General features: G+C 69.7%; 23 protein-coding genes. 7 read left to right on the top strand and 16 right to left on the bottom strand.

Going from position 1 to position 22,102, the window contains the following annotated elements; genetic code table 11:
- Positions 1–51: 51 nt before the first annotated feature.
- The 14 genes from ACI3KT_RS10605 to ACI3KT_RS10540 all read right to left on the bottom strand — a co-directional run bounded on the left by ACI3KT_RS10605 (position 52) and on the right by ACI3KT_RS10540 (position 12,350).
- Complete coding sequence (locus ACI3KT_RS10605; protein ID WP_404904139.1) at positions 52–2,283, bottom strand: heavy metal translocating P-type ATPase; 2,232 nt, start codon at positions 2,281–2,283, stop codon at positions 52–54.
- Between the two features lie 9 nt (positions 2,284–2,292).
- Entirely contained in the window at positions 2,293–2,502 is a 210-nt protein-coding gene (locus tag ACI3KT_RS10600) for a heavy-metal-associated domain-containing protein (protein WP_404904137.1), read from the bottom strand.
- A gap of 99 nt (positions 2,503–2,601) precedes the next feature.
- A complete protein-coding gene (locus ACI3KT_RS10595; RefSeq protein WP_292905941.1) occupies positions 2,602–3,258 on the bottom strand; it encodes a GntR family transcriptional regulator in 657 nt (218 codons plus the stop codon).
- A 69-nt stretch (positions 3,259–3,327) separates the two neighbouring features.
- The gene (locus ACI3KT_RS10590; protein ID WP_307294603.1) at positions 3,328–3,969 is read right to left on the bottom strand and encodes an NADPH-dependent F420 reductase; all 642 of its coding nucleotides are present in this window, start codon (positions 3,967–3,969) and stop codon (positions 3,328–3,330) included.
- Positions 3,970–4,026: 57 nt separating this feature from the next.
- Positions 4,027–4,965, bottom strand: a complete 939-nt coding sequence (locus ACI3KT_RS10585; RefSeq protein WP_404904134.1) for a GNAT family N-acetyltransferase — start codon at positions 4,963–4,965, stop codon at positions 4,027–4,029.
- A 12-nt stretch (positions 4,966–4,977) separates the two neighbouring features.
- Entirely contained in the window at positions 4,978–5,418 is a 441-nt protein-coding gene (sufU, locus tag ACI3KT_RS10580) for a Fe-S cluster assembly sulfur transfer protein SufU (RefSeq protein ID WP_292905935.1), read from the bottom strand.
- On the bottom strand, positions 5,415–6,719 hold the full coding sequence (locus ACI3KT_RS10575; protein ID WP_404904133.1) for an aminotransferase class V-fold PLP-dependent enzyme: 1,305 nt from the start codon (positions 6,717–6,719) through the stop codon (positions 5,415–5,417). The genes sufU and ACI3KT_RS10575 overlap by 4 nt, the downstream gene beginning before the upstream one ends.
- Positions 6,720–6,788: 69 nt before the next feature.
- Entirely contained in the window at positions 6,789–7,787 is a 999-nt protein-coding gene (locus tag ACI3KT_RS10570) for a HoxN/HupN/NixA family nickel/cobalt transporter (RefSeq protein WP_404904131.1), read from the bottom strand.
- A complete protein-coding gene (locus ACI3KT_RS10565; protein ID WP_404904129.1) occupies positions 7,768–8,517 on the bottom strand; it encodes an urease accessory protein UreD in 750 nt (249 codons plus the stop codon). The genes ACI3KT_RS10570 and ACI3KT_RS10565 overlap by 20 nt, the downstream gene beginning before the upstream one ends.
- A gap of 18 nt (positions 8,518–8,535) precedes the next feature.
- A complete protein-coding gene (ureG, locus tag ACI3KT_RS10560) occupies positions 8,536–9,291 on the bottom strand; it encodes an urease accessory protein UreG (RefSeq protein ID WP_292905927.1) in 756 nt (251 codons plus the stop codon).
- Positions 9,284–9,970: an urease accessory protein UreF gene (locus ACI3KT_RS10555; protein WP_404904128.1), complete on the bottom strand. Its 687-nt coding sequence runs from the start codon at positions 9,968–9,970 to the stop codon at positions 9,284–9,286. Before ACI3KT_RS10555 ends, ureG begins: the two co-directional genes overlap by 8 nt.
- A 6-nt stretch (positions 9,971–9,976) precedes the next feature.
- Entirely contained in the window at positions 9,977–11,680 is a 1,704-nt protein-coding gene (locus tag ACI3KT_RS10550) for an urease subunit alpha (protein ID WP_404904126.1), read from the bottom strand.
- Positions 11,680–12,036: an urease subunit beta gene (ureB, locus tag ACI3KT_RS10545; RefSeq protein WP_404904124.1), complete on the bottom strand. Its 357-nt coding sequence runs from the start codon at positions 12,034–12,036 to the stop codon at positions 11,680–11,682. The genes ACI3KT_RS10550 and ureB overlap by 1 nt, the downstream gene beginning before the upstream one ends.
- Positions 12,037–12,047: 11 nt before the next feature.
- A complete protein-coding gene (locus ACI3KT_RS10540) occupies positions 12,048–12,350 on the bottom strand; it encodes an urease subunit gamma (RefSeq protein WP_292905923.1) in 303 nt (100 codons plus the stop codon).
- 342 nt (positions 12,351–12,692) lie between these two features.
- Here ACI3KT_RS10540 and ACI3KT_RS10535 point away from each other — a divergent pair, with 342 nt between their 5' ends.
- The gene (locus ACI3KT_RS10535; RefSeq protein WP_307294589.1) at positions 12,693–14,399 is read left to right on the top strand and encodes a cytosine permease; all 1,707 of its coding nucleotides are present in this window, start codon (positions 12,693–12,695) and stop codon (positions 14,397–14,399) included.
- A gap of 47 nt (positions 14,400–14,446) precedes the next feature.
- On the opposite strand, the gene ACI3KT_RS10530 is transcribed toward ACI3KT_RS10535, so the two are convergent.
- Positions 14,447–14,827, bottom strand: a complete 381-nt coding sequence (locus ACI3KT_RS10530) for a helix-turn-helix domain-containing protein (RefSeq protein WP_292905921.1) — start codon at positions 14,825–14,827, stop codon at positions 14,447–14,449.
- Positions 14,828–14,913: 86 nt separating this feature from the next.
- Here ACI3KT_RS10530 and ACI3KT_RS10525 point away from each other — a divergent pair, with 86 nt between their 5' ends.
- Together ACI3KT_RS10525 and ACI3KT_RS10520 are read left to right on the top strand one after the other, a co-directional pair.
- The gene (locus ACI3KT_RS10525; RefSeq protein WP_404904123.1) at positions 14,914–15,306 is read left to right on the top strand and encodes a nuclear transport factor 2 family protein; all 393 of its coding nucleotides are present in this window, start codon (positions 14,914–14,916) and stop codon (positions 15,304–15,306) included.
- Between the two features lie 82 nt (positions 15,307–15,388).
- A complete protein-coding gene (locus ACI3KT_RS10520; RefSeq protein ID WP_292905919.1) occupies positions 15,389–16,036 on the top strand; it encodes a LysE family translocator in 648 nt (215 codons plus the stop codon).
- Positions 16,037–16,049: 13 nt separating this feature from the next.
- Here ACI3KT_RS10520 and ACI3KT_RS10515 read toward each other — a convergent pair whose 3' ends face one another.
- Positions 16,050–16,850 carry a DUF1206 domain-containing protein gene (locus ACI3KT_RS10515; protein WP_404904121.1) on the bottom strand — a complete coding sequence of 267 codons (801 nt, stop codon included), beginning with the start codon at positions 16,848–16,850 and terminating at the stop codon, positions 16,050–16,052.
- Between the two features lie 137 nt (positions 16,851–16,987).
- On the opposite strand from ACI3KT_RS10515, the gene ACI3KT_RS10510 reads away from it, so the two are divergent.
- The 4 genes from ACI3KT_RS10510 to ACI3KT_RS10495 are packed head-to-tail and all read left to right on the top strand — an operon-like array spanning position 16,988 to position 22,099.
- The gene (locus tag ACI3KT_RS10510) at positions 16,988–18,442 is read left to right on the top strand and encodes a pyridoxal phosphate-dependent decarboxylase family protein (protein WP_404904119.1); all 1,455 of its coding nucleotides are present in this window, start codon (positions 16,988–16,990) and stop codon (positions 18,440–18,442) included.
- Positions 18,439–19,749 carry a lysine N(6)-hydroxylase/L-ornithine N(5)-oxygenase family protein gene (locus ACI3KT_RS10505; protein WP_404904118.1) on the top strand — a complete coding sequence of 437 codons (1,311 nt, stop codon included), beginning with the start codon at positions 18,439–18,441 and terminating at the stop codon, positions 19,747–19,749. The genes ACI3KT_RS10510 and ACI3KT_RS10505 overlap by 4 nt, the downstream gene beginning before the upstream one ends.
- Positions 19,746–20,324, top strand: a complete 579-nt coding sequence (locus ACI3KT_RS10500; protein WP_404904116.1) for a GNAT family N-acetyltransferase — start codon at positions 19,746–19,748, stop codon at positions 20,322–20,324. The genes ACI3KT_RS10505 and ACI3KT_RS10500 overlap by 4 nt, the downstream gene beginning before the upstream one ends.
- Complete coding sequence (locus tag ACI3KT_RS10495; protein ID WP_404904114.1) at positions 20,321–22,099, top strand: IucA/IucC family protein; 1,779 nt, start codon at positions 20,321–20,323, stop codon at positions 22,097–22,099. Before ACI3KT_RS10500 ends, ACI3KT_RS10495 begins: the two co-directional genes overlap by 4 nt.
- Positions 22,100–22,102 lie beyond the last annotated feature (3 nt).

The raw sequence follows: 22,102 nt of genomic DNA, 5'->3' as shown, positions 1-22,102 counted from the left end.
CCAGAACGAACGACTACCTGACCCCCTGGGGACACCATACCGCCGAGCGGTCTACGACATGCCGGGTGCTGCGCTGCGGAATCGCCGCAGGCGCAGGCTGTTCAGCACGACGAACACGCTGGAGAATGCCATCGCTGCTCCGGCGAGCATCGGGTTGAGCAGTCCGAGCGCCGCCAGGGGAAGGGCAGCGACGTTGTAGGCGAGCGCCCAGAACAGGTTGCCCCTGATCGTTCCGAGAGTGCGTCGTGCGAGGCGGATCGCGTCGACCGCGCCCCAGAGATCGCCGCGGACCAGGGTCAGGTCGGAGGCTTCGATCGCGGCATCCGTCCCGGTGCCCATCGCGACGCCCAGGTCCGACTGCGCGAGAGCTGCGGCGTCGTTGACTCCGTCTCCGACCATGGCGACGACTCGACCCTGCTGCTGCAGGGCCGTGATCTCGGCGACCTTGCCCTCTGGGAGGACGCCGGCGCGCACCTGGTCGATGCCGACCGCCGCCGCCACCTGGCGCGCCGCCTGCTCGTTGTCTCCGGTGAGGAGCACCGGGGTGAGTCCGAGACCGCGCAGGGCGGCGATCGCGTCTGCGCTGCTGGGCTTGATCTGGTCGGCCACCACGAGCACGCCGCGCACCTCGCCGTCCCACGCGACGGCGATCGCCGTGCGGGCCTCGGATTCGGCGTGCTCGAACGCAGCCGTGAGCTCGGGTGAGAGATGCAGCGCCCAGTCGGCGAGCAGAGCCGGCCGCCCGGCGATCACGGCGTGCGCGTCGACGACGCCCGTGACGCCCCGGCCCTGCACGTTCTGGAAGTCCGAGACCTCGGGGATCTCGCCCAGTCGCTCGGTGGCGGCGCGCACGATCGCCTGCGCGATCGGATGCTCGGATGCCTCTTCGACCGCTGCCGCGAGCCGCAGCACCTCCTGGGGATCCTGTCCCTCCGCGGGGATCACGTCGAGCAGGGTCATCCGCCCGCTGGTGACCGTGCCGGTCTTGTCGAGCACGATCGTGTCGACGCGGCGCGTCGACTCGAGCACCTCCGGGCCTTTGATGAGCACCCCGAGCTGAGCTCCCCGCCCGGTACCGACGAGGAGCGCCATGGGCGTCGCGAGGCCGAGAGCACAGGGGCAGGCGATGATCAGCACCGCGACCGCGGCCGTGAACGCCGCAGCCGCCCCGCCCCCGGCGATCAGCCAAGCCGCGAGCGTCACGGCGGCGATCGCGAAGACGATGGGCACGAACACCGCCGACAGCCGATCGGCCAGTCGCTGCGCCTCTGCTTTGCCGGACTGCGCCTCCTCGACCAGCTGCGCCATACGCGCGAGCTGCGTGTCGGCGCCCACGCGCGTGGCCGTGACCAGCAGACGACCGCCGACGTTCACGGTGGCGCCGGTCACGGCGTCGCCTGCGGCGACCTCGACGGGCACGGACTCACCGGTGAGCATCGAGGCGTCGATCGCGGATGTGCCGTCGAGCACGACGCCGTCGGTCGCGATCTTCTCCCCGGGGCGGACGACGAAGACGTCGCCGACGAGCAGTTCGGCCAGCGGCATCCGCTGCTCCACCCCGTCGCGCAGGATCGCGACGTCCTTGGCTCCCAGTTCCCCGAGGGCCCGCAGGGCGGCTCCGGCCCGGCGCTTGGACCGATGCTCGAGGAAACGCCCGAGCAGCAGGAACATGGTCACTCCTGCCGCGACTTCGAGGTAGATGCTGCCGAGACCGTCACCGCGCTCGATCGTGAAGCGGAACGGGTGCGTCATGCCCCACATGCCCGCGGTTCCGAAGAACAGCGCGTACAGCGACCAGAGGTACGCGGCCGTGACGCCGACCGAGATCAGCGTGTCCATCGTGACCGCACGATGCCGGGCGTTCAGCCAGGCGGCCCGGTGGAACGGCCAGGCCGCCCACGTGACGACCGGGGTGGCGAGCACGAGCGAGGCCCACTGCCAGCCGGAGAACTGCAGCGGCTCGATCATGGAGAGCAGGATGACCGGGACGGCGAGGGCCGCTGCCACGATCAGGCGCAGGCGCAGGAGCCGGTAGTCGCCGTCGGACTCGACAGCCTCTTCCGTCCGCGGAAGAGACGCGGTGTAGCCGGTGCGCACGACCTCGGAGATGAGGTCGTCGACGTCGATGCCGGAGTCGGCCTCGACGTGCGCCTTCTCCGTCGCGTAGTTGACGGATGCCGTGACCCCGTCGATGCGGTTGAGTCTCTTCTCGATGCGCGACGCGCACGACGCGCACGTCATGCCGCCGATCTCGAGATCGTACGTCGCTCCTGCGCCTGCCATGGCAGGGCCTCAGGCGCGGACGGCGCGGTAGCCGGCCTCGTCGACAGCGGCCAGCACGGCGGAATCGTCCAGCGCGGACTCGGAGGTGACGACGAGGCTCCCCGATGCGGCGCTGACCTCGATGCCGGTCACCCCGTCGATCTTCGCGACCTCGCTGCGGACGGATCCTTCGCAGTGTCCGCAGGTCATCCCGGTGATGGCGTAGGCGGTGGTGTTCATGGTTGTTCCTCTCGGCTCCCTCCGACCTTCGGAGGGATACCCCCAGGGGGTATCTGCCTATCGACAACGATACGCCCGTTCGCGCTATTCCCGCAAAGTTCAGATCGCGTAATCGCTCGCGAGACGGCGTTGCGCCGCCTGCTGCCCGCTCGCCAGATGAGCGGGCACGATGCGTCCGAGCGTCTCGATGTCGCGCGCAGCGAACGCGTCGAGGATCTCGCGGTGCTCCTGCGCCATCGCGATCAGGTCGTCGTGCTGCCCGAACAGCCACCGCAGGCGCGTGACGAAGACGCCGATCAGTTCCGCGAGCATCGCGTTGCCGGCGAGCTGAGCCGCGATCTCGTGGAAGTGACCTGCCGCAAGACGCGCGGTCTCGGTGTCACCGGCGTATGCCGCGGCGAGTTCGCGATCGCAGGCGTCTCGCATGCGGGCGAGCCCGGCGTCGTCGTGACGCTCGGCGGCGAGCATGAAGATCAGGGTCTCGACCGACGCGCGGACTTCGCCGAAGTCGTGGATGTCCTGCGGGGTGAACTCCCGCACGACGGCCCACGTGCGGGGGCGAGCGACCACGACGCCCTCGGCGACGAGCGTGCGGATGGCTTCGCGCACCGGCAGTCGCGAGACGTTCAGCTCCGCCGCGATGTCGCGCTCGACCAGCCGGGAGCCCGGCAGCCGACGACCGAGGATGATGTCGTCGCGCAACACGCTCGCCACCCGCACAGACTCCAGCTCACCGGTTGCCCCCGCATCCCCCATGAACGGATTCTCTCATCATGCGGAAGCCCCGGCAATCTGGTATCCCAATCAGGCGGATATGTTACGGCGTCACGGCAGGCGGTTCGCGATCGCGAGATTCGCCTTCAGTTCGGCCGCGTTCTGTCGGACGACGTATGCCGGACGATCGCGCTCGACTCGCCACGATTCACTGAGGGGCCCGATGTCGACGGTGTCGAAGCCCGCCTGGTCGTAGAACCGGGTGACGAACTCCACCGCTTCTGGGGCGTCACCGGAGGTCGCCAGCGCGCGTCGGTCGGCGGCGCCGGCTGGAGCGCCGTCGGTCGTGATGTCCGCAGCACCGATGTGATTGAACGCCTTCGCGACCTTCGACGTCGGCAGATGCTGCTGCAGCAGCTGCGAAGTGGTGGTCTCGCCCCGGTCGAGCGCCTCGATGTGCCCGTCGCGCTCGAAGTAGTAGTTGTTGGTGTCGAGCACGATCTTGCCGGCGAGCGGCTCGACCGGGATCTGATCGATCGCGCGCAGCGGGACGGTCACGACGATCACGTCGCCTGCGGTCCCGGCCTCTTCGGGCGTACCGGCCTTCGCGCGCGGGCCGAGCTCCTCCACGAGGTCAGTGAGCGTCTGCGGTCCGCGGGAGTTGGCGATCACGACGTCGTAGCCGTTCGCCACCGCCACGCGGGCGATCTGAGAGCCGATGTGTCCTGCACCGATGATTCCGAGAGTTGTCATGCAAGGGGAAACCGTGCGCTCCGGCGCCTATTCCTCGATGACGCCGCATGACACGGATCAGAGGTCGAGCAGGAAGGTCTCCTCGACCCGGCGGTATCCGAGCGACTCGTACAACTCGATCGCGCCGGTGTTGAAGCCGAACACGTGCAGCCCGAGGGAATCAGCGCCCAGCCGTCGCGCTTCGCGCTCCGCGGCGTGCATGAGCGCCCGGCCGTAGCCGAGTCGGCGCTGGTCCTCGGCGACCTCGATATCGAGGACGAACGCATGCGGCCGTCCGTCTCTGCGGCGCATCCCGAGCCAGAGGTAGCCGACTTCGGCGCCGTCGACGGATGCGGTGAACAGCTCCTGCCCCGGGGTCGCGAGGCCCTGCGGCAGCTCGAGCCTCATCTGCCGACGCGACTCGGCCGCCGCGTCTTCCCGCGCGTATCTGCCGGACGCGACGAGGTCATCGGCGAAAGCGGCTTCCGAGTGCTCGACGAAGCTCTGGAACCGCTCGCCGGTCATCGGCACGACCTCGACGAGCGGTGTGAGCTCTCGAACCGGCAGCGGCTCGAGCACCATCTGGATCGACGCGATCGAGAAGCCGCGGTCGCCGATGAGGGCGTGCCCCTCGGCATCCTGCGGGAACAGCGCGATGCTGATCCTCGCCACCTCGGCCTCGTCGGCGACGCGCCGCAGGGCCGAGAACAGCGCCTCGCGCTGCTCGGCCGTCGTCGCAGCGGCGATCCCGAGGTCGATGACGTAGACCCTGCCCGCGCTGACACCCAGCCAGATCGTGCCGAGCTCGGAGGAGCCGTCGACGATCGTGAAGACGCTCGTGGTCGTCGTCGCGTACCCCTGCGGCAGAAGCTCGTGCAGGAAGGTCTCGGCGAAGTCGATCGCATCGGCTCCGACCCGCATGCCGGACTCCTGGCTGCGGACGACGAGGCGCTGCTTGACGTCTTCGCGCCAGGCGTCGAAGCGGTCGGCCGGCAAGGGCATCAACTGGACGGTCATCGGGCGCCCCTTTCAGACGGTGCTCTTGGCGAGGGCGTCCTCCGCGGCCACCCACGCGAGCATGGCGCACTTCACCCGCGCGACGTACTTGGACACGCCTCCGAGGGCCGCGGCATCACCGAGGAGCTCTTCGTCGGGCTGGATCCTGCCGCGAGAGCGCATGGCCTCGCGGAACGAGGCGATGCGAGCCTCGAGGTCCTCGACCGTGAGCCCCTCGGCGAGATCGGCGAGCATCGAAGCGGATGCCTGCGAGATCGCGCATCCGTGCCCTTCCCAGGCGATCGCCTCGACGGTGCCGTCGGCGGCGCGATGCACCTGCACCGTCACCTCGTCGCCGCACGTCGGATTCAGTTGATGCGACTGCGCGCGGATCTCGTCGCGCAGACCGAAGCCGTGCGGGGTGCGCGAGTGGTCGAGCACGAGCTCCTGGTACAGATTCTGCAGATCGCTCATGCGCCCCTCCGGAAGAAGTCGATCGCCCCGGCGACACCGGCGATGACGGCATCGACCTCGGCGTCCGTCGTGTACAGATAGGTGCTCGCCCGCGTGGATGAGGTGATGCCGAGCCGGCGGTGCAGCGGCTGCGCGCAGTGGTGCCCGACCCGCACGGCGATTCCGAGATCGTCGAGATACTGCCCGAGGTCGTGCGAATGGATGCCGTCGACGTCGAAGCTCGCCAGCCCCACGCGCGGCAGATCGATGCCGGCGCCGAGCACGCGCACACCGTCGATCGCGCTGAGCCCATCGACGAGGCGGGCGCCGAAGGCGGCTTCGTGCGCGGCGATGCGCGGCATGCCCACCGCGGTGAGATAGTCGACAGCTGCGGCGAGCGCGATCGCCTGCGACACGCGCTGCGTGCCGGCTTCGAAGCGCTGCGGCGGTGGGAGGTACTCGGCTGTCGTCGTCGTGACCGTGGTGATCATCGATCCGCCGGTGAGGAAGGGCGGCATGATCTCGAGCAGAGCGCGGCGACCGTACAGTGCGCCGATACCGGTCGGACCGAGCATCTTGTGTCCGGACAGCACCGCGAAATCGACGTCGAGCGCCTTCACGTCCAGCGGCAGATGCGGAGCCGACTGGCAGGCGTCGAGAAGGACGAGGGCGCCGGCCTTCCGCGCGAGGCCGACGAGCTCGGCCACCGGGTTGATCACGCCGAGCACGTTCGACACGTGCGTGAACGCCACGAGCCGCGTGCGCGCCGTGATGAGCTCTGCGGCGACGTCGAGGCGCAGCGCCCCTTGGTCGTCGAGAGGGATCACCTTCAGGGTCGCCCCGGTGCGGGCGGCGAGCTCCTGCCAGGGGATCAGATTCGCGTGATGCTCCATCTCGGTCGTGACGATCTCGTCGCCTGGGCCCAGCCGCAGCGACTCGGATGCCGCGCCGCCGCGGCCCAGAGAGGCGTTCGACAGGGCGTAGGCCACGAGGTTGACGGCTTCGGTCGCGTTGGAGGTCCAGACGATCTCGTCGTCGTCCGCACCGACGAAGCGCGCGACCGAGGCCCTGGCGTCTTCGAACAGCTCGGTCGCCTCGGCGGCCAGGGTGTGCGCACCACGATGCACGGCGGAGTTCATGCCGGTCGCGAATGCACGCTCGGCGTCGAGCACCGCGAGCGGACGCTGCGAGGTGGCCCCGGAGTCGAGATATGCGAGCGGATGCCCGTTCACCTCGGTGCGGAGGATCGGGAAGTCCTCGCGGATCCGCTGCACCTCGGCATCGGTTAGCGGGGCGATCAGGTCTGCCTCGATGGTGCTCATCGTTCCAGTTTCTCACCTGCCGCCCCGACGCGGGTCGCCGGCCCGGTGGCGACCCGCGCGACGAACGGTTCAGCGGCGCGCGGATCTCGCGCGCACGGCTGTGACGGCGAGCAGGCTCAACCAGGTGATCAGCAGCGCGGCCGTCAGCCAGATCCCCAGATCGTCGATCGCGAGCCCGGACAGCCAGGCGGTCGGACCCTGCCATCCCCACAGCTCGCTCGCGACGCCCGACAGCTGCACGAGTGCGACGACCACGGCGACGGAGACCGAGATCAGAGCCATCCAGGTCGCGTATCCGCTGAGCGTGCGGCGCTCCCGGTCGGGGAAGGAGTAGGCCCGATGTGCGACGGCGGCCTGCGCGGTGTCGAGGGCCGTCATGCCGGCCGCGAAGATCACGGGCAGCGCCAGCACGAGCCACCACGGAAGGGCGGTCGCCGCGGCGGTGCCGGCGAGTGCGAGAAGGCCGATCTCGGTGGCCGTGTCGAAGCCGAGACCGAAGAGCAGCCCGACGCCGAACATCCGGCTCGGGCGATCGACCGTGCCTTCCAGGCTCGACAGCGCCCGCCACACCGGTCCGCCCGGAAGCCCGCCGCGGCGACGGGAGAGGAGAGCGCCGATGCCGAGCGCGGCCAGCAGAAAGAGGAAGGCGCTGGAGATCGAAGGGCCCCACACTCCGGTGATCTGATGCAGCAGCGAGGTGTCCTGGGCGAGGGCGCCCGCGACCGACGCCGCCCCCCAGGCGAGCACGACCGACAGGCCGAACACCACCGTCGAGTGACCGAGGGCGAACCAGGTGCCGACGTTCCGCGCGGGCAGGCCCCGCTCGAGCAGGCGACGGGTCGTGTTGTCGATCGCGGCGATGTGATCAGCGTCGAACGCGTGCCGCAGCCCGAGCGCGTACGCGGCGAGGCCGGTGGCGAGCAGGCCGTTCGCGGCGCCGTCGGGTGCGGCGACCGCCGCCGTGAGCAGAAGAGTCCCCCAGCCCAGGACATGCAGGGCCGCGACGAGCACGATCGCGGTCGACGGCCGAGCGAGCCGCGGCGTGCTCTCAACGGTGAGCAGGGTCATAGGTGTTCTCCTGTCGTGCGGCCCACGCTGCCGCGAGCTCGTCGGTCCAGCGGTGCGAAAGCGCTCCGAGCGGACTCTCATGGGTGTGCGAACCGAGATGCCTCGAGACCGCTCCCGGTCCCTCCAGCATCATCGTGCCCGGCGTCTGGACGACCGGACGGATTCCGGCGAGGACGACGGCGTCGAACACGCTGTGCGCGCCGAGCACTCCCGGCTGCGGTGCCGCGCCCGAAGCGTGCAGGCCTTCGGCGAGGAGCGGATGCCGGCCCCGATCCACCATGGTGCGCGAGCGGATCGTGCCGCCGCGCTCGCCGCTGCGTCCGAGCACGGTGGTCTCGCGGATGAGCAGAGCGGCGCTGTCGGCGATCCGGGCGCGCGTCGTGCGCACCACCTCTGCGCCGTCCGCGACGATCAGCGGCTTCGCCGCCCACACGAGCGCCGCGCCCTCTTCCAGCTCGATGTCGGCGACCCATCGAGAGCGCTCCGGCCGGCCGCCGTACGCCACCGTGCCGCCGATGTCCTCCAGCCGCAGCAGGCACCCGGCTCCCACACGGATGCGGATCGCGACCTGGTCTCCGGGGAGGAGCAGTGCGCCGGCTGCGACCAGTGCGACGCTCGCGACGCGCGACGAGCGCGAGATCAGGCGCGGAGCGAGCTGCGCGGTGCTCAGGCGCACCGAGGCCCGATGCTCGGCGGCATCGACCTCGATCGTCGTGACGGCGGCGGACACGGGTGCACAGGCTCCCGGTCAGTGCGAGGCGTCGGCGTGGGTGTGCGTGTGCGTGTCTTCGTCGTGCGTGTGCACGAACCAGCCGCCCTCCTCGTCGGAGTGGCTGTGCGGTGCCATGGGACCGGGGTCGACCGGCGTGTGCGTCCCCGACCTGTGCGCAGCGAGGATGTCGAGCACCCACTGGCGGAGCGTGGAGATCGCCGAGGCATCCGTGCGCGACAGCGCGAGCACGGCCCTGCCCTCGCGGGCGCTCTCGGCATCCGCCACCATCTGCGGGACGTCGACGCCCACATAGGGGGCGAGATCGGTCTTGTTGACCACCAGCAGATCGGCGCGGGCGATGCCCGGCCCGCCCTTGCGTGCGACATCGCCGCCTCCGGCGACATCCAGGACGAAGAGCTGCGCGTCGACGAGCGCCGGTGAGAACGTCGCGGTGAGGTTGTCGCCGCCTGATTCGATGATCACCACGTCGAGCGGAGCGAAGTCGCGCTCGAGGTCCTCGGCAGCGAGGAGATTCGCGGTGACGTCATCGCGGATCGCGGTGTGCGGGCATGCGCCGGTCTCGACCGCGCGGATGCGTTCCGGCTCGAGCACTCCCTCGGAACGGAGGAAGCGTGCATCCTCGTCGGTGTAGATGTCGTTCGTGATGACGCCGAGGCGCAGATCTTCGCTCAGGGCGCGGCAGAGCGTCGCGATCAGCGAGGACTTGCCGGTGCCGACAGGGCCGGCGACGCCGAGTCGGAGGGCGCGGACGGGAGAATGCGTTTCAGGCACGGAACAACCTTTGCGTCAGGAGCGCGTGGGACTCGGCCCACTGCTCGGATTCGGGGGCACCGGCGACGGGGATGTCGCGGGAGTCTGTGAGCTCGGAGATCGGCCGGAGCGCGTCGTCGACCGCCGCGCAGGTGTGCGCGACCCATACGCTCGCGGCGGCCGGATCACCCGGTTCGAGTTTGAGCACGGCTGCGGCGGCGCTCGCCGCATCGTCGTAGACGACGGTTCGGCACAGGTCGAGCGGGTCCATGCCCGCCTCCGCGGCGATGACGCCGAGCACCACCGCTCGAGGCGCGGGGGTCGGGCGACGTCCGAGCGAGGCGAGGGGGTGCGATTCGGGCCAGAGGTGGGTGCCGAGGCGCAGCAGCCCGCGGCCGAGCACCCTGGCGGCGTCCCGTTGCGCAGGTGACGGCGTACGCGCAGCCCAGGCCGTCTCCGCGGCGGTGAGCGCGTCGGCGTCGGCCGTGAGCGCGAGATGGCGCGCGACCACCGCCGTGCCGGCATCCACCAGCGAGCCGGTCCATGCCCGGGTGTGCAGGAGAGCGGGGATCTGAGCCGGATCCATGCCGGCGCGCAGCGCCGGCTCGACGCCCGCCGAGTGGGCGTGTCCGCCGGAGGGCAGGCGCGCGTCGGCCAGCAGCATCGCGATGCTGGTCGAGGGCAGCGGGTACGGCAGCATGACGGCTCAGAACATCGAGTAGAGCTGCGCGAGCGGAAGGATCGACGCCGGCGCCGGGTGCACCTCTTCGCCGTCGATGTCGATGCGGAACGTGTCGGGATCGATGTCGATCCTCGGCAGCGCGTCGTTGTTGCGCATGTCGGCCTTGCCGATGCCGCGGGTCGGACGAACGCCCATCAGCCGACGTCGCAGGCCGAGCTCATCCGCCAGCCCGGCGTCGAGCGCGGCCGGCGACACGAAGGTCACCGAGTGCTCGGCTCCGGCCGCGGCGAGGAACGCCGGTCGCATGAGCACGGGCTGCGGTGTGGGGATCGACGCGTTCGGATCGCCGAGCGCGGCCCACACGATGCCGCCGCCCTTGATCACGACCGCAGGGCGGATGCCGAAGAAGGCGGGATCCCACAGCACCAGATCCGCGAGCTTGCCGGCCTCGATCGATCCGACCTCGTGGTCGATGCCGTGGGCGACCGCCGGATTGATGGTGTACTTCGCGACGTAGCGACGCGCGCGTTCGTTGTCGGCGGGGAGCGATGTGCCGAGCGACCCTCGGCGCGCCTTCATGACGTGCGCGACCTGCCAGGTGCGGGTGATGACCTCGCCGATGCGGCCCATCGCCTGCGCGTCGGAGGAGGTCACCGACAGCGCGCCCATGTCGTGCAGGATGTCTTCGGCGGCGATCGTCGTGCCGCGGATCCGCGATTCCGCGAAGGCGAGATCCTCGGGCACGGCGGGGTTGAGATGGTGGCAGACCATCAGCATGTCGAGGTGCTCCGCCACCGTGTTCACGGTGTGCGGCAGGGTCGGATTCGTCGAGCCGGGGATCACATACGGCAAAGACGCGATCGCGAGGATGTCGGGGGCGTGACCGCCGCCCGCGCCCTCGACGTGGAAGGCGTGGATCGAGCGCTCGGCGATCGCGGCCACGGTGGACTCGACGTATCCCGTCTCGTTGAGCGAGTCGGAGTGCAGCGCGACCTGGAGGCCCCAATCGTCGGCTGCTCTCAGAGCCGCATCGATCGCGGCCGGACTCGAGCCCCAGTCCTCGTGCACCTTGAAGCCCGCGGCCCCCGCCCGCGCCTGCTCGGCGAGCGCTTCGGCCGAGACCGTGTTGCCTTTGCCCAGCAGCAGGAAGTTGACGGGCAGAGCATCCAGCGACCGGTGCATCGTGGCGAGGTGCCACGCTCCGGGCGTGACCGTGGTCGCCTTCGAGCCCTCCGAGGGACCCGTGCCTCCGCCGACGATCGTGGTGATACCGGTCGCGAGCGCCTCGTGCACCTGAGACGGCGAGAGCAGGTGCACGTGCGAGTCGATCGCCCCGGCGGTCAGGATGCGGCCCTCCCCCGAGATCACGTCGGTGGACGGCCCGATGATGAGGCGGGGATCCACCCCGTCGGCGATGTCGGGGTTCCCGGCGCGGCCGAGCGCGACGATCCGGCCGTCGCGGATCCCGACGTCGGCGCGGATGATGCCCCACCATTCCAGGATGATCACGTTCGTGATGACCGTGTCGAGAGCACCCTCCGCCCGCGTGCGCGTGGACTGCGCCATGGATTCGCGGATCGACTTGCCGCCGCCGAAGACGGCTTCCTCACCGCCCGCGGTCAGGTCTTCCTCGATCTCGATCCAGAGGTCGGTGTCGCCCAGCCGCACCTGATCGCCCGCGGTCGGACCGTAGATGGCGGCGTAGCGCTCCCTGTCGATGTGCACCATCAGTCGGCCTCCGGGTCGTCGAGGAGCGGATGGGCTGCGCGCGCGAGCTGCAGACCGGGGACGCGCCGCGCACCGCGCAGCGCCACGGCGTCCAGCGCCCGCGACGCACCGGGTTCGAAGCGTTCGGACGTTCCGGACGGGATGTCGAGACGGAATCCGTGGGCGGCCTCTCTGTCGAAGGACAGCGCGGTGTTCGCGTCGGGGAGGTGCAGGTGCGAGCCGACCTGGATCGGGCGGTCTCCGGTGTTGACGAACACGAAGCTCCTGCGCTCCTCGGCGGTGCGATCCGCATTCAGCTCGATCGTGCCGGGGCGCACGCGCAGCCCGCCGGGGCCTTCTGAGATGCCTGAGCTCATGGAGTCCGCCTTCAGTCGATCGGATGATGGATCGTCACGAGCTTGCGCCCGTCGGGGAACGTCGCCTCGACCTGCACGTCGTGCAGCATCTCGGGGACGCCGGGCATGACCTCGGCTCGGGTGAGGACCTTGCGCCCCTCGTCCATCAGCCCCGCCACGTCGGCGCCCTCTCTGGCGCGCTCGATGACCCAGGTCGACAGCAGCGCGACCGTCTCGGGATGGTTCAAGAGCACCCCGCGCTCACGCCGGTCACGGGCGACCATGCCGGCGACCGCGAGGAGCAGCTTCTCCGTGTCAGCGGGTGTCAGATGCACCGCGGCTCCTTCCGTCTTCCCGGCGCCCGGCAGCGTGCGCCTGGAAGAAATCTGCCACACCGGAAACGGGGCGGCGACCGCCGCCGGATGCGGATCCGCGCGAACTGGCGGCATGCCGAAGAAGAGTTAACGCGATCGCAACACCGGCGAAATCGCGGCGCGGGCGCGCGGGCCCACACTGGCAGCACGCCCTCACCGGTACGAGAGCGCGAACCACCCTCGGCGTCGAGGCCGCTCCCCGAGGTCGTTCGCCCGAGGGGTGCGGATCGCCGCCGATTCTCACCACGCCGTCGTGGGCAGCGCCCCGGCGTCCGCCCGCCCCGAGACGAACGGAGACCGGGCATGACCACGGAGATCACCCGTCCGACGACCGACGATGCGCCGCCGGCGCTTCCTCCCACCGACATCCACGACCGCGGTTCCGCCGACGCCAGGGCCGCGACGAAGGAGAGCCTCGAGGACTACACGCTGCGTTTCGCCCCGCGCTCGTACCGAAAGTGGGGTCCGGGGGTCGTCGCCACCAGCGCGTTGGGCGGCATCGCCTATCTCGCCGACTTCTCGATCGGGGCGAACATCGGCATCACGCACGGCACGATCAACGCCCTCCTGGGCATCGCGGTCGCCGCCGTGGTGATCTTCGTCACCGGCATCCCCCTCGCCTACTACGCCGCCCGCTACAACATCGACCTCGACCTGATCACCCGAGGCTCCGGCTTCGGCTACTACGGCTCGGTCATCACGAACGTGATCTTCGCCACCTTCACGTTCATCTTCTTCGCCCTCGAAGGATCGATCATGGCGCAGGGCCTCCAGCTCGGGCTGGGAATCCCGGTGTGGATCGGCTACGCGGTCTCGACGATCCTCGTGATCCCCCTCGTGATCTACGGCATGCGCGCGCTCTCGAAGCTGCAGGTGTGGACCACACCGCTGTGGCTGATCCTGATGGTGATCCCGTTCGCCTACCTGGTCATCGCCAACCCCTCGTCGGTCGGCGAGTTCTTCGACTTCAAGGGACAGGGCGACGGCTCGCTCTCGCTGTCCTCGGTCATGCTCGCCGCGGGCGTCTGCCTCTCGCTGATCGCCCAGATCGCCGAGCAGATCGACTACCTCCGGTTCATGCCTCCCAAGACCGAGGCGAACCGACGCCGGTGGTGGGGCGCGGTCATCCTCGCGGGTCCCGGGTGGGTGATCTTCGGCGCTCTCAAGCAGGCGATCGGCCTCTTCCTCGCGGTCTACCTCATCGCGAGCCTCGACCCCGAGGCCGCGGCGACGGCGAACGAACCCGTGCACCAGTTCCTCGGGATCTACGAGCAGATGATGCCCGGCTGGCTCGCGATGACGCTCGCGGTCATCCTCGTGGTGATCTCCCAGATCAAGATCAACGTCACGAACGCCTACTCCGGGTCGCTCGCCTGGACCAACTCCTACACGCGCATCACCAAGACCTACCCCGGCCGCATGATCTTCGTCCTGGTGAACCTCGCGATCGCGCTGATCCTCATGGAATCGAACATGTTCGACTTCCTCAACACCATCCTGGGCTTCTACGCGAACCTCGGAATGGCGTGGATCGTGACGGTGGCGACCGACATCGCGATCAACAAATACCTGCTGAAGCTGTCGCCCAAGCAGCCCGAGTTCCGCCGCGGCATGCTCTATGCGTGGAACCCGGTCGGCGTCGTCTCGCTCGCTCTGTCCGGCGGCATCTCGATCGCGATGTTCTTCGGAGCGTTCGGGCCGGGCGTCCAGCCCTTCTCGCCGATGTTCGCCGTGCTGATCGCGTTCGTCGCGACTCCCGTGATGGCGATCATCACGAAGGGCCGCTACTACCTGCGGCGCACCGACGACGGCATCGATCTGCCGATGCTCGACGATGACGGCAACCCCAGCGACGAACGCTTGATGGACCTCGCGACCGGCATCGAGTTCGAGCGGCCAGACATGATCGCGTCAGCCGTCCCCGGGCCCGACGGCGAAACGCAGTACATCTCGTCTCTGTCGCTCGCGACGGACAAGACCGGGGAGCACGTGCTGCCTGCGCAGAGATAGCCGCCCACCCGATCAGCGCCCTCGCCGTCGAGATGCCTGATCTCGACTCAGCGGCCGCCGAGCACCCGCTCGTCGGCCGCTTCGTCGTAGCTGTCCTGCGCGGCGAGAACGTCGTCCACGTGCGATTCGGCCCAGATGCGCAGCGCCTGCAGCGGCTCGTGCAGGGTCCGCCCCAGCGGAGTGAGCCGATATCGCACATGCCCGTCTTCGTCAGCGGCGCGCTCGAGCATCCCGTCGCGCTCCAGTGCTCGCAGCGTGTCGACGAGAACCTTCTTGGTGATGCCCTCCACCGAACCGTGCAGCTCGCCGAACCGCAGCGGCTGCTCGTGCAGCAGGACCACGATCATCGCCGTCCACTTGTTCGCGATGCGTGCGAGCGACGCCCTGGAGGGGCATCGCTCCGAGAAGACGGTCCAGTCCCTGGGCATCGGATGCTCCGTTCGGTGACGTTGAGGTGACCAGCCCGCGCTCGAGAGGCTGGGTGCCCAGAGTACCGAGTCGAAGGAGGATCATCATGTCGGCGATCGATGTGGTCGGACAGTACGGGGCGGCGTTGGCTGCCGGAGACATGGAGGCGCTGGCGGCGACCTTCGGAGCGGATGCGGTGTGGCACCAGCCCGGTGCGCACCAGGCGTCGGGAGACCACGTCGGCCCGGCGGCGATCCTCGCCCATCTCGGCCGCCTCATGGAGCTCAGCGGCGGCACCTTCGTTCTGGAGACGGATTCCGCGACCGAGAGCGGCGACCTCGTCGCGGCCACGGTGCGTTTCCGCGCTCAGCGAGCCGGCGCGGAGGACCTCGATCAGAACGGAGTCGACGTCTTCCGGATCGCAGACGGCCGCATCGCCGAGGTGTGGCTCATCAGTGAGGACCAGGACGCGGAGGACCGCTTCTGGGGTTCGGTCTGAGACGCGATGAGGGCGGCCGTCGCGGTCGCCCTCATCCCCCGGCCGAGGCCTGAGCGCACCGAGGTGCCGTATGCTCGCCCCCATGTTCAGCGCGGAGACACTCACGACATTCGTGATCGCTGCCCTCGTCATGGTGGCCATCCCAGGGCCGACCGTGCTGTTCACGATCGGACGCGCCATGGCGTTGGGCCGGGTGGGCGGATTCCTCAGCATCCTCGGCACGGCGATCGGCTCGCTGGTGCTCGTGGCCGGTGTCGCGCTGGGCGTCGGCACGGTCATCGCGCAGTCCGTCGTGCTGTTCACGGTCGTCAAGGTGATCGGGGCGGGGTACCTCGTCTTCCTCGGGATCCAGGCGATCAGGCATCGGAAGGATGCCGCCGACTCCGTCACCGGCGCGCAGCCGCGCCGGTCGGGCGCACGGCTGCTGCGGGAGGGGTTCGTGGTCGGCGTGACGAATCCGAAGTCGATCGCGTTCTTCCTCGCGATACTTCCGCAATTCGTCGATCTTCCGGCGGGGTCGGTGCCGATGCAGCTGTTCGTCCTCGGTGCCATCACCGTGACGATCGGCGTCGCGTGCGACGCGATCTGGGTGCTCCTCGCGAGCGCCGCCCGCGACTGGTTCGGTCGCTCGCCGCGGCGGCTCCAGACGATGAGCACCGCCGGCGGTGCTCTCATGATCGTCCTCGGCGCATTCCTGCTGCTGTGGAACGAGAAGCCGGCGCCAGCCTGATCCTCCCGCTTCGTCACATCCGGGCGAGGCGTGCCCGAGCGAAGCAGAACACGCCGTAGACCGCGAGGCCGGCCCCCGTCAGGAGCAGGGCGAGACGGCCCAGCGGCAGAGCCGCGAGGCTGTGCAGCGCGGCATCCAGACCCGCCGCCTTGTCCGGGTCCTGAGTCCAGGCCGCGACCACGAAGAGCGCTCCCGTCAGCGCGACGGCGACGCCCTTGGCGATGTACCCGATCACGCCGAGGGTCACCACGCCGTTGCGGGCTCCCCCGTCTGGCAGATCCATGGTCTTCTCGAAGACCCGTCTGAGACCGCCGACGACGAAGCCGACGCCGACGCCGATCACCCCGATCCCGAGCAGCACGATGAGGACGAGCCCGCCAGGGGCCGACATCACCCGAGCGCTGAGCGTCTGCGTGGCCTCCTCCGAATCGGCGCTGCCGCCCACCGCATACACCGCAGCCATGCCGGCGATCACGAGGTAGGCGACTGCCGCGCCGAGCAGCGTGACGCGCCGTCCCCATCTCTTCGCCTCATCGGGAGCCGCGGCGACCACTGCCGCCGCGATCTGCCACACGGCGAGCGCGGCGAGTCCAGCGGCCACGCACCACAGCAGGGCGCCGCCGATCGGCGTGCTCCGGATCTGCTCCATCGCCCCGTCCTGATCGGCGTCGCCTCCCGCGCCGAGCGCGATCGACACGGCGAGCGCTCCGATGATGACGTGCACGACCCCCAGGACCACGTATCCGGCGCGCGCGGCCCTGCGGAAGAGCGTGGAACTTCTCGCTGCTCTCGCGGTGCTCTTTGCGGTGGTCACCCGGGCAGAATATCCGGCCCGGTCCGAGACGAGGAGGGGCTTGCTTCCGCGGGTCGACGCTCTCTCAACGACTCTGTGACGTCATCCATAGAGTCGATTATGTAGGCTAGGCAAACCTAACATAAGGAGTCGAATCGGTGCCTGAGCTGCTCACCTCGTCCACGGCCGATCTCTATCGATCGATCGTCGCCCAGACCACCTCCCGCGTCGCGACGCGCTTCGCGGAGACGACGCAGCCGACATCGGGCGCGTCGCGCGCCGAGCTGCAGAAGCAGGTCGACGCGGTCGACCTAGCCACCCCTGGAGTCGGCACGCAGGCCGCCATCCGCGAGATCGACGAGCTGTTCCTCGCGAACGCCGTCTGGTTCCACCACCCCGCGTACGCCGCCCATCTCAACTGCCCCGTCGCCCTCCCCGCGGTAGCCGCGGAGGCCGTTCTCGCGGCGGTCAACCCGTCGGTCGACACGTACGACCAGTCCACCGCAGGCACGCTGATGGAGCGACGGCTGATCGACGTCGCAACCGGCTGGGCCGGCTTCAGCGCGGGCGACGGCGTCTTCACCTCCGGCGGTACGCAGTCGAACCTGCACGCCCTGTTCCTGGCTCGCGAGGCGGCGATCGCCGACGCCCGCACAGAGCGGGCGCACGCGCTGCCTCGGCTCGTCGTGTTCGCGACGGCCTCGAGCCACTTCAGCGTCGGCAAGTCGGCGCTGCTGCTGGGACTCTCCGACGACGCGGTGATCACCGTCGCGGATGACGGCGAAGGACGGATGCTGCCTGCCGCCCTCGACGACGCGGTGGCCTCGGCCCTGGCATCCGGCCGTCTGCCGATGGCCGTCGTCGCGACCGCCGGCACCACCGACCGTGGGGTCATCGATCCCCTCGCCGCGGTAGCCGCCGTATGCGACGCCCACCGCGTCTGGCTCCACGTCGATGCCGCCTACGGCGGCGGGCTCCTCGTCTCGCGCCGACGCCGCGATCTGCTCGACGGGATCGAGCGGGCGAGGTCCGTGACCGTGGACTTCCACAAGAGCTTCTTCCAGCCTGTCTCGTCGAGCGCGATCCTCGTGCGCGAACCCCGAGATCTGGCGGCTGGAGCCTGGCACGCCGACTACCTGAACCCCCTGGAGAACGACGAGCCCAATCAGGTCGACAAGTCGCTGCAGACCACGCGGCGCTTCGACGCGCTCAAGCTGTGGGTGTCGCTCCGCGCGATCGGAGCCGACCGCATCGGCGAGATGTTCGACACCGTGATCGACCTGGCGGCGACCGTGGCCGATGCGGTGGACGCGGATGACGAACTCGAGCTCGTCGGGCGGTCGCAGCTCAGCACCGTGCTGTTCCGGCTGCGGACGGAAGGAACCTCGTCCGAAGAGCGAGACGCGCTCGTCGCCGGCGTGCGGCGCGTGCTGTTCGAGTCGGGTCGCGCGCTCGTCGCGAAGACCGTGATCGACGGACGTCCGTGCCTCAAGCTCACGCTGCTGAATCCCGAGACCACGCTCGCGGACGTGAGGGCGATCCTCGACATGGTGAAGGACGCGGCCACGACCCTCGCCGGCATCGGCTCCGAGCTGATCGGGGCCGACGCATGACCGGGCACGTGCACGATCTCATCGGCGTCGGCATCGGCCCCTTCAACCTCGGGCTCGCCTGCCTCGCGCATCCCACCGGGCTCGACGCCGTGTTCCTCGATCGGGCAGAGGAGTTCCGCTGGCACCACGGCATGATGATCGAGGGATCGACGATCCAAGTGCCGTTCCTCGCCGACCTCGTGACGATGGCCGACCCCACCTCCGAGTTCTCGTTCCTGAACTGGCTGAAGCACACCGGCCGGCTGTATCCCTTCTACATCCGCGAGAGCTTCTACGCGCTGCGCGCCGAGTACGACGCCTACTGCCGCTGGGCGACGAGCCGCCTGCCCGAACTGCGATGGAATCACGAGGTCGTCCGGATCGAGCACGACGCCGCAGAGGACCTCTACGTGGTGCGAGCCATGCGCACCGACACCGGTGAGGAGCTCGAGCTGCGCGCCCGCCACGTCGTGATCGGCGTCGGAACCAGGCCGTCGGTGCCGCAGGAGCTGCGCGACGTCGCGGGCCGCGCGGTGCACAGCTCGGAGTACATGCAGCACCGCGACGAGCTGCGCGCGAGCGGATCCATCACGGTTGTAGGCAGCGGACAGTCGGCGGCGGAGATCTACCGCGACCTGCTCGAGGGCGCTCACGAGGGCGGGTACCGTCTGGACTGGGTCACGAGGTCGCCGCGGTTCTTCCCGATGGAGTACACCAAACTCACGCTGGAGATGACCTCGCCCGAGTACACCGACCACTTCCACGCGCTGCCGATCGGGATGCGGCAGCATCTCGGCCGTGAGCAGCGGAGCCTGTACAAGGGCATCTCGGCCGACCTCATCGACGACATCTACGACACGCTCTACCGTCTCAGCGCCGACGGGCCCGTGCGCACGACGCTGCTCGCAGACACCGAGGTGAGCGCCGCGGAGTGGGACGGCGAGCGCTACCGGCTCCGACTCCGCCACGGTCAGCTGGCGGAAGAGCACGAGAGGCAGACCGAGTCGCTGGTCCTCGCCACCGGCTACGCGGCGGAGACGCCGCCGTTCCTCGCCGGCATCGCGGATCGCCTCGACTGGGACGCTCTCGGTCGGCTCGACGTCGCCCGCGACTACAGCATCGACGGCGGGCGCGGCCGGGTCTTCGTGCAGAACGGCGAGGAGCACACGCACGGCCTGACCGCACCCGATCTCGGCTTCGGCGCCTGGCGCAACTCGTCGATCCTCGCCTCGATCACCGGGAGCGAGATCTATCCGATCGAGCGGCGCATCGCGTTCCAGGAGTTCGGCGTCCCGCAGGGGGCGCTCGCGGCCGAGGCTGCCCGATGACCTCGTCGCCGGCGCCCTCCGTCACGCTCGTCGCCGCCGATCCGCAGCGCGACGCGCCGCTCCTGCAGGGCTGGCTCTCCGACCCGCATGCGACGTTCTGGGGCATGGGAGACCTGGATGCGGCCGCCGTCGAGGAGTACTTGAGCGGGATCACGAGGCACCCCGATCAGGATGCCTGGCTCGGCCTCGTCGACGGCATCCCCGCGTTCTACGCCGAGACCTACGATCCGGCGCGAGTGCTGTTGACGGGCATCCACGATGCGCAGCCGCGCGACCTCGGCATGCACGTGCTGATCTCGCCTCCGGCGGACGAGCCGCGGCACGGCCTGACGGATGCCGTCTTCGCTGCCGTGATGGCGTGGTGCTTCGGCGAGCTCGGCGCGCACCGCGTGGTCGTGGAACCGGACGCGTCGAACGACCGCATCCGCCGCAAGAACGTGCGCGCCGGCTTCACCGAACTGCGCGAGGTGACCGTCGACGACGGCGGACACCTCAAGACCGCGATGCTGTCGGTGTGCACGCGCGCCGACTTCGCGGCATCCGATATCGCCCGCGACCGAAAGGCCAGCGCATGAACCCCGCCACCCATCTGACCCCTGTCACGCTCGAGCGCGCGCAGCGCCACCTCGTCGCCAAGGCCATCGCCGAGTTCAGTCACGAGCGGCTGATCGCGCCCCGGCCGCACCCTGACGGCGGATGGCTGCTCGGCGTGCCTGCGGGCGATGTCGAGTACCGCTTCGACGCGCAGCGAGCCGAGCTCGAGCACTGGATCGTCGACGAACCCAGCATCCGCCGCCTGCGCGGTGGCCGCGCACTGCCGCTCGACGCGCAGGAGCTCATCCTCGAGCTGCAGCCCGCGCTCGGCCTCTCCGACGAGCTGCTCCCGGTGTATCTGGAGGAGATCGCTTCGACCCTTGCCGGATCGATGTTCAAGATCGCGCAGGGCGGGCCATCGGCGGATGCTCTCGCCGGAGCCGACTTCCAGACCGTCGAGGCGGCGATGACAGAGGGCCATCCCGGTTTCGTCGCCAACAACGGCCGCATCGGCTTCGGCGTCTCGGATCACGCCGCGTTCGCGCCAGAGGCCGGTCGCCCGTTCCGCATGACCTGGGTGGCCGCCCGCCGCGCCGTCTCGCATCTCGCGCTCGGCGCGGGCCTCGATGAGGAGACGCTGCTCGAGGGAGAACTGAGCGCCACCGAGCGCGAGAGCTTCGCCTCGCGTCTCAGCGACCTCGGCGAAGACCCGGCGGACTTCCACCTGCTGCCCGTGCACCCGTGGCAGTGGGAGAACCGCGCAGCGATCACGTTCGCCCCCGACCTTGCACGGCGCGACCTCGTCGTGATCGGCGAGAGCGAGAGCGAGTACCGCGCGCAACAGTCGGTGCGCACGATGTTCAATCTGTCGCACCCCGGGCGGCACTATGTGAAGACGGCTCTGGCCGTGCAGAACATGGGATTCCTGCGTGGCCTCTCCCCCGCCTACATGCGGGTCACGCCCGCGATCAACGACTGGGTCGCCGAGCTCGTCGCGGGTGACGCCACACTGCGCGACGCCGGGTTCCGGGTGCTCCGCGAGCGCGCATCCATCGGATACACGGGCGACGTGTACCACCGCACCGCCGAGCCCTCGGCGCACCGGAAGATGCTCGCCGCGCTCTGGCGCGAGAGCCCGATTCCCCTGGTGAGCGGGCAGCAGCGGCTGGCGACGCTCGCCTCTCTACTCCACCGCGACGGCGAGGGCGCATCGGTGGTCACGGCTCTGGTCCGCGCGTCCGAGGTCTCGGCGCAGGACTGGGTGCGTGCGGCGCTGCGCGCCTACCTCCGCCCGGTCGTGCACTGCCTGCTCGCCCACGATCTCGCGTTCATGCCGCACGGCGAGAACCTCATCCTCGTCCTCGATGATCACGTGCCGACCGGGGTGTTCATGAAGGACATCGGCGAGGAGATCGCACTGCTCGCCGATCGCGCCGTACCGGAGGACGTGCGCCGCACGGTCTCCCCCGTGGACGACGAGGAGAAGGCTCTCGCGATCTTCACCGACGTGTTCGACGGTGTGCTGCGACACCTCGCCGGCATCCTGCACGTCGACGGCACGCTGACCGAATCCGAGTTCTGGCGGCTCGTGGCCGAGACGGTCGACGAGCACGCTCTGGACCACCCGGATCTCGAGTCGCGCGTCGATCTGCGTGCTGACGCGTTCGCGCACTCGTGCCTGAACCGGCTGCAGCTGCGCAACACGCTGCGGATGGTCGATCTGACGAACCAGTCCGCCTCGCTCCTGTACGCCGGCACCCTGGAGAACCCGATCGGCCGGGCACGTATCCCGCAGCCGGCTGCTGTGGGAGTCTGACGG

The sequence above is a fragment of the Microbacterium sp. ZW T6_19 genome, assembly GCF_044987465.1.
Lineage (GTDB): Bacteria > Actinomycetota > Actinomycetes > Actinomycetales > Microbacteriaceae > Microbacterium > Microbacterium natoriense_A.
This window is presented reverse-complemented; position numbering and strand designations above follow the sequence as displayed.

Excerpts from the sequence above, each read along its gene's own strand:
- ACI3KT_RS10605 (WP_404904139.1), bottom strand. The coding sequence starts at position 2,283 with ATGGCAGGCGCAGGAGCGACGTACGATCTCGAGATCGGCGGCATGACG.
- ACI3KT_RS10600 (WP_404904137.1), bottom strand. The coding sequence starts at position 2,502 with ATGAACACCACCGCCTACGCCATCACCGGGATGACCTGCGGACACTGC.
- ACI3KT_RS10595 (WP_292905941.1), bottom strand. The coding sequence starts at position 3,258 with ATGGGGGATGCGGGGGCAACCGGTGAGCTGGAGTCTGTGCGGGTGGCG.
- ACI3KT_RS10590 (WP_307294603.1), bottom strand. The coding sequence starts at position 3,969 with ATGACAACTCTCGGAATCATCGGTGCAGGACACATCGGCTCTCAGATC.
- ACI3KT_RS10585 (WP_404904134.1), bottom strand. The coding sequence starts at position 4,965 with ATGACCGTCCAGTTGATGCCCTTGCCGGCCGACCGCTTCGACGCCTGG.
- sufU (WP_292905935.1), bottom strand. The coding sequence starts at position 5,418 with ATGAGCGATCTGCAGAATCTGTACCAGGAGCTCGTGCTCGACCACTCG.
- ACI3KT_RS10575 (WP_404904133.1), bottom strand. The coding sequence starts at position 6,719 with ATGAGCACCATCGAGGCAGACCTGATCGCCCCGCTAACCGATGCCGAG.
- ACI3KT_RS10570 (WP_404904131.1), bottom strand. The coding sequence starts at position 7,787 with ATGACCCTGCTCACCGTTGAGAGCACGCCGCGGCTCGCTCGGCCGTCG.
- ACI3KT_RS10555 (WP_404904128.1), bottom strand. The coding sequence starts at position 9,970 with ATGCTGCCGTACCCGCTGCCCTCGACCAGCATCGCGATGCTGCTGGCC.
- ACI3KT_RS10550 (WP_404904126.1), bottom strand. The coding sequence starts at position 11,680 with ATGGTGCACATCGACAGGGAGCGCTACGCCGCCATCTACGGTCCGACC.
- ureB (WP_404904124.1), bottom strand. The coding sequence starts at position 12,036 with ATGAGCTCAGGCATCTCAGAAGGCCCCGGCGGGCTGCGCGTGCGCCCC.
- ACI3KT_RS10535 (WP_307294589.1), top strand. The coding sequence starts at position 12,693 with ATGACCACGGAGATCACCCGTCCGACGACCGACGATGCGCCGCCGGCG.
- ACI3KT_RS10530 (WP_292905921.1), bottom strand. The coding sequence starts at position 14,827 with ATGCCCAGGGACTGGACCGTCTTCTCGGAGCGATGCCCCTCCAGGGCG.
- ACI3KT_RS10525 (WP_404904123.1), top strand. The coding sequence starts at position 14,914 with ATGTCGGCGATCGATGTGGTCGGACAGTACGGGGCGGCGTTGGCTGCC.
- ACI3KT_RS10520 (WP_292905919.1), top strand. The coding sequence starts at position 15,389 with ATGTTCAGCGCGGAGACACTCACGACATTCGTGATCGCTGCCCTCGTC.
- ACI3KT_RS10505 (WP_404904118.1), top strand. The coding sequence starts at position 18,439 with ATGACCGGGCACGTGCACGATCTCATCGGCGTCGGCATCGGCCCCTTC.
- ACI3KT_RS10500 (WP_404904116.1), top strand. The coding sequence starts at position 19,746 with ATGACCTCGTCGCCGGCGCCCTCCGTCACGCTCGTCGCCGCCGATCCG.
- ACI3KT_RS10495 (WP_404904114.1), top strand. The coding sequence starts at position 20,321 with ATGAACCCCGCCACCCATCTGACCCCTGTCACGCTCGAGCGCGCGCAG.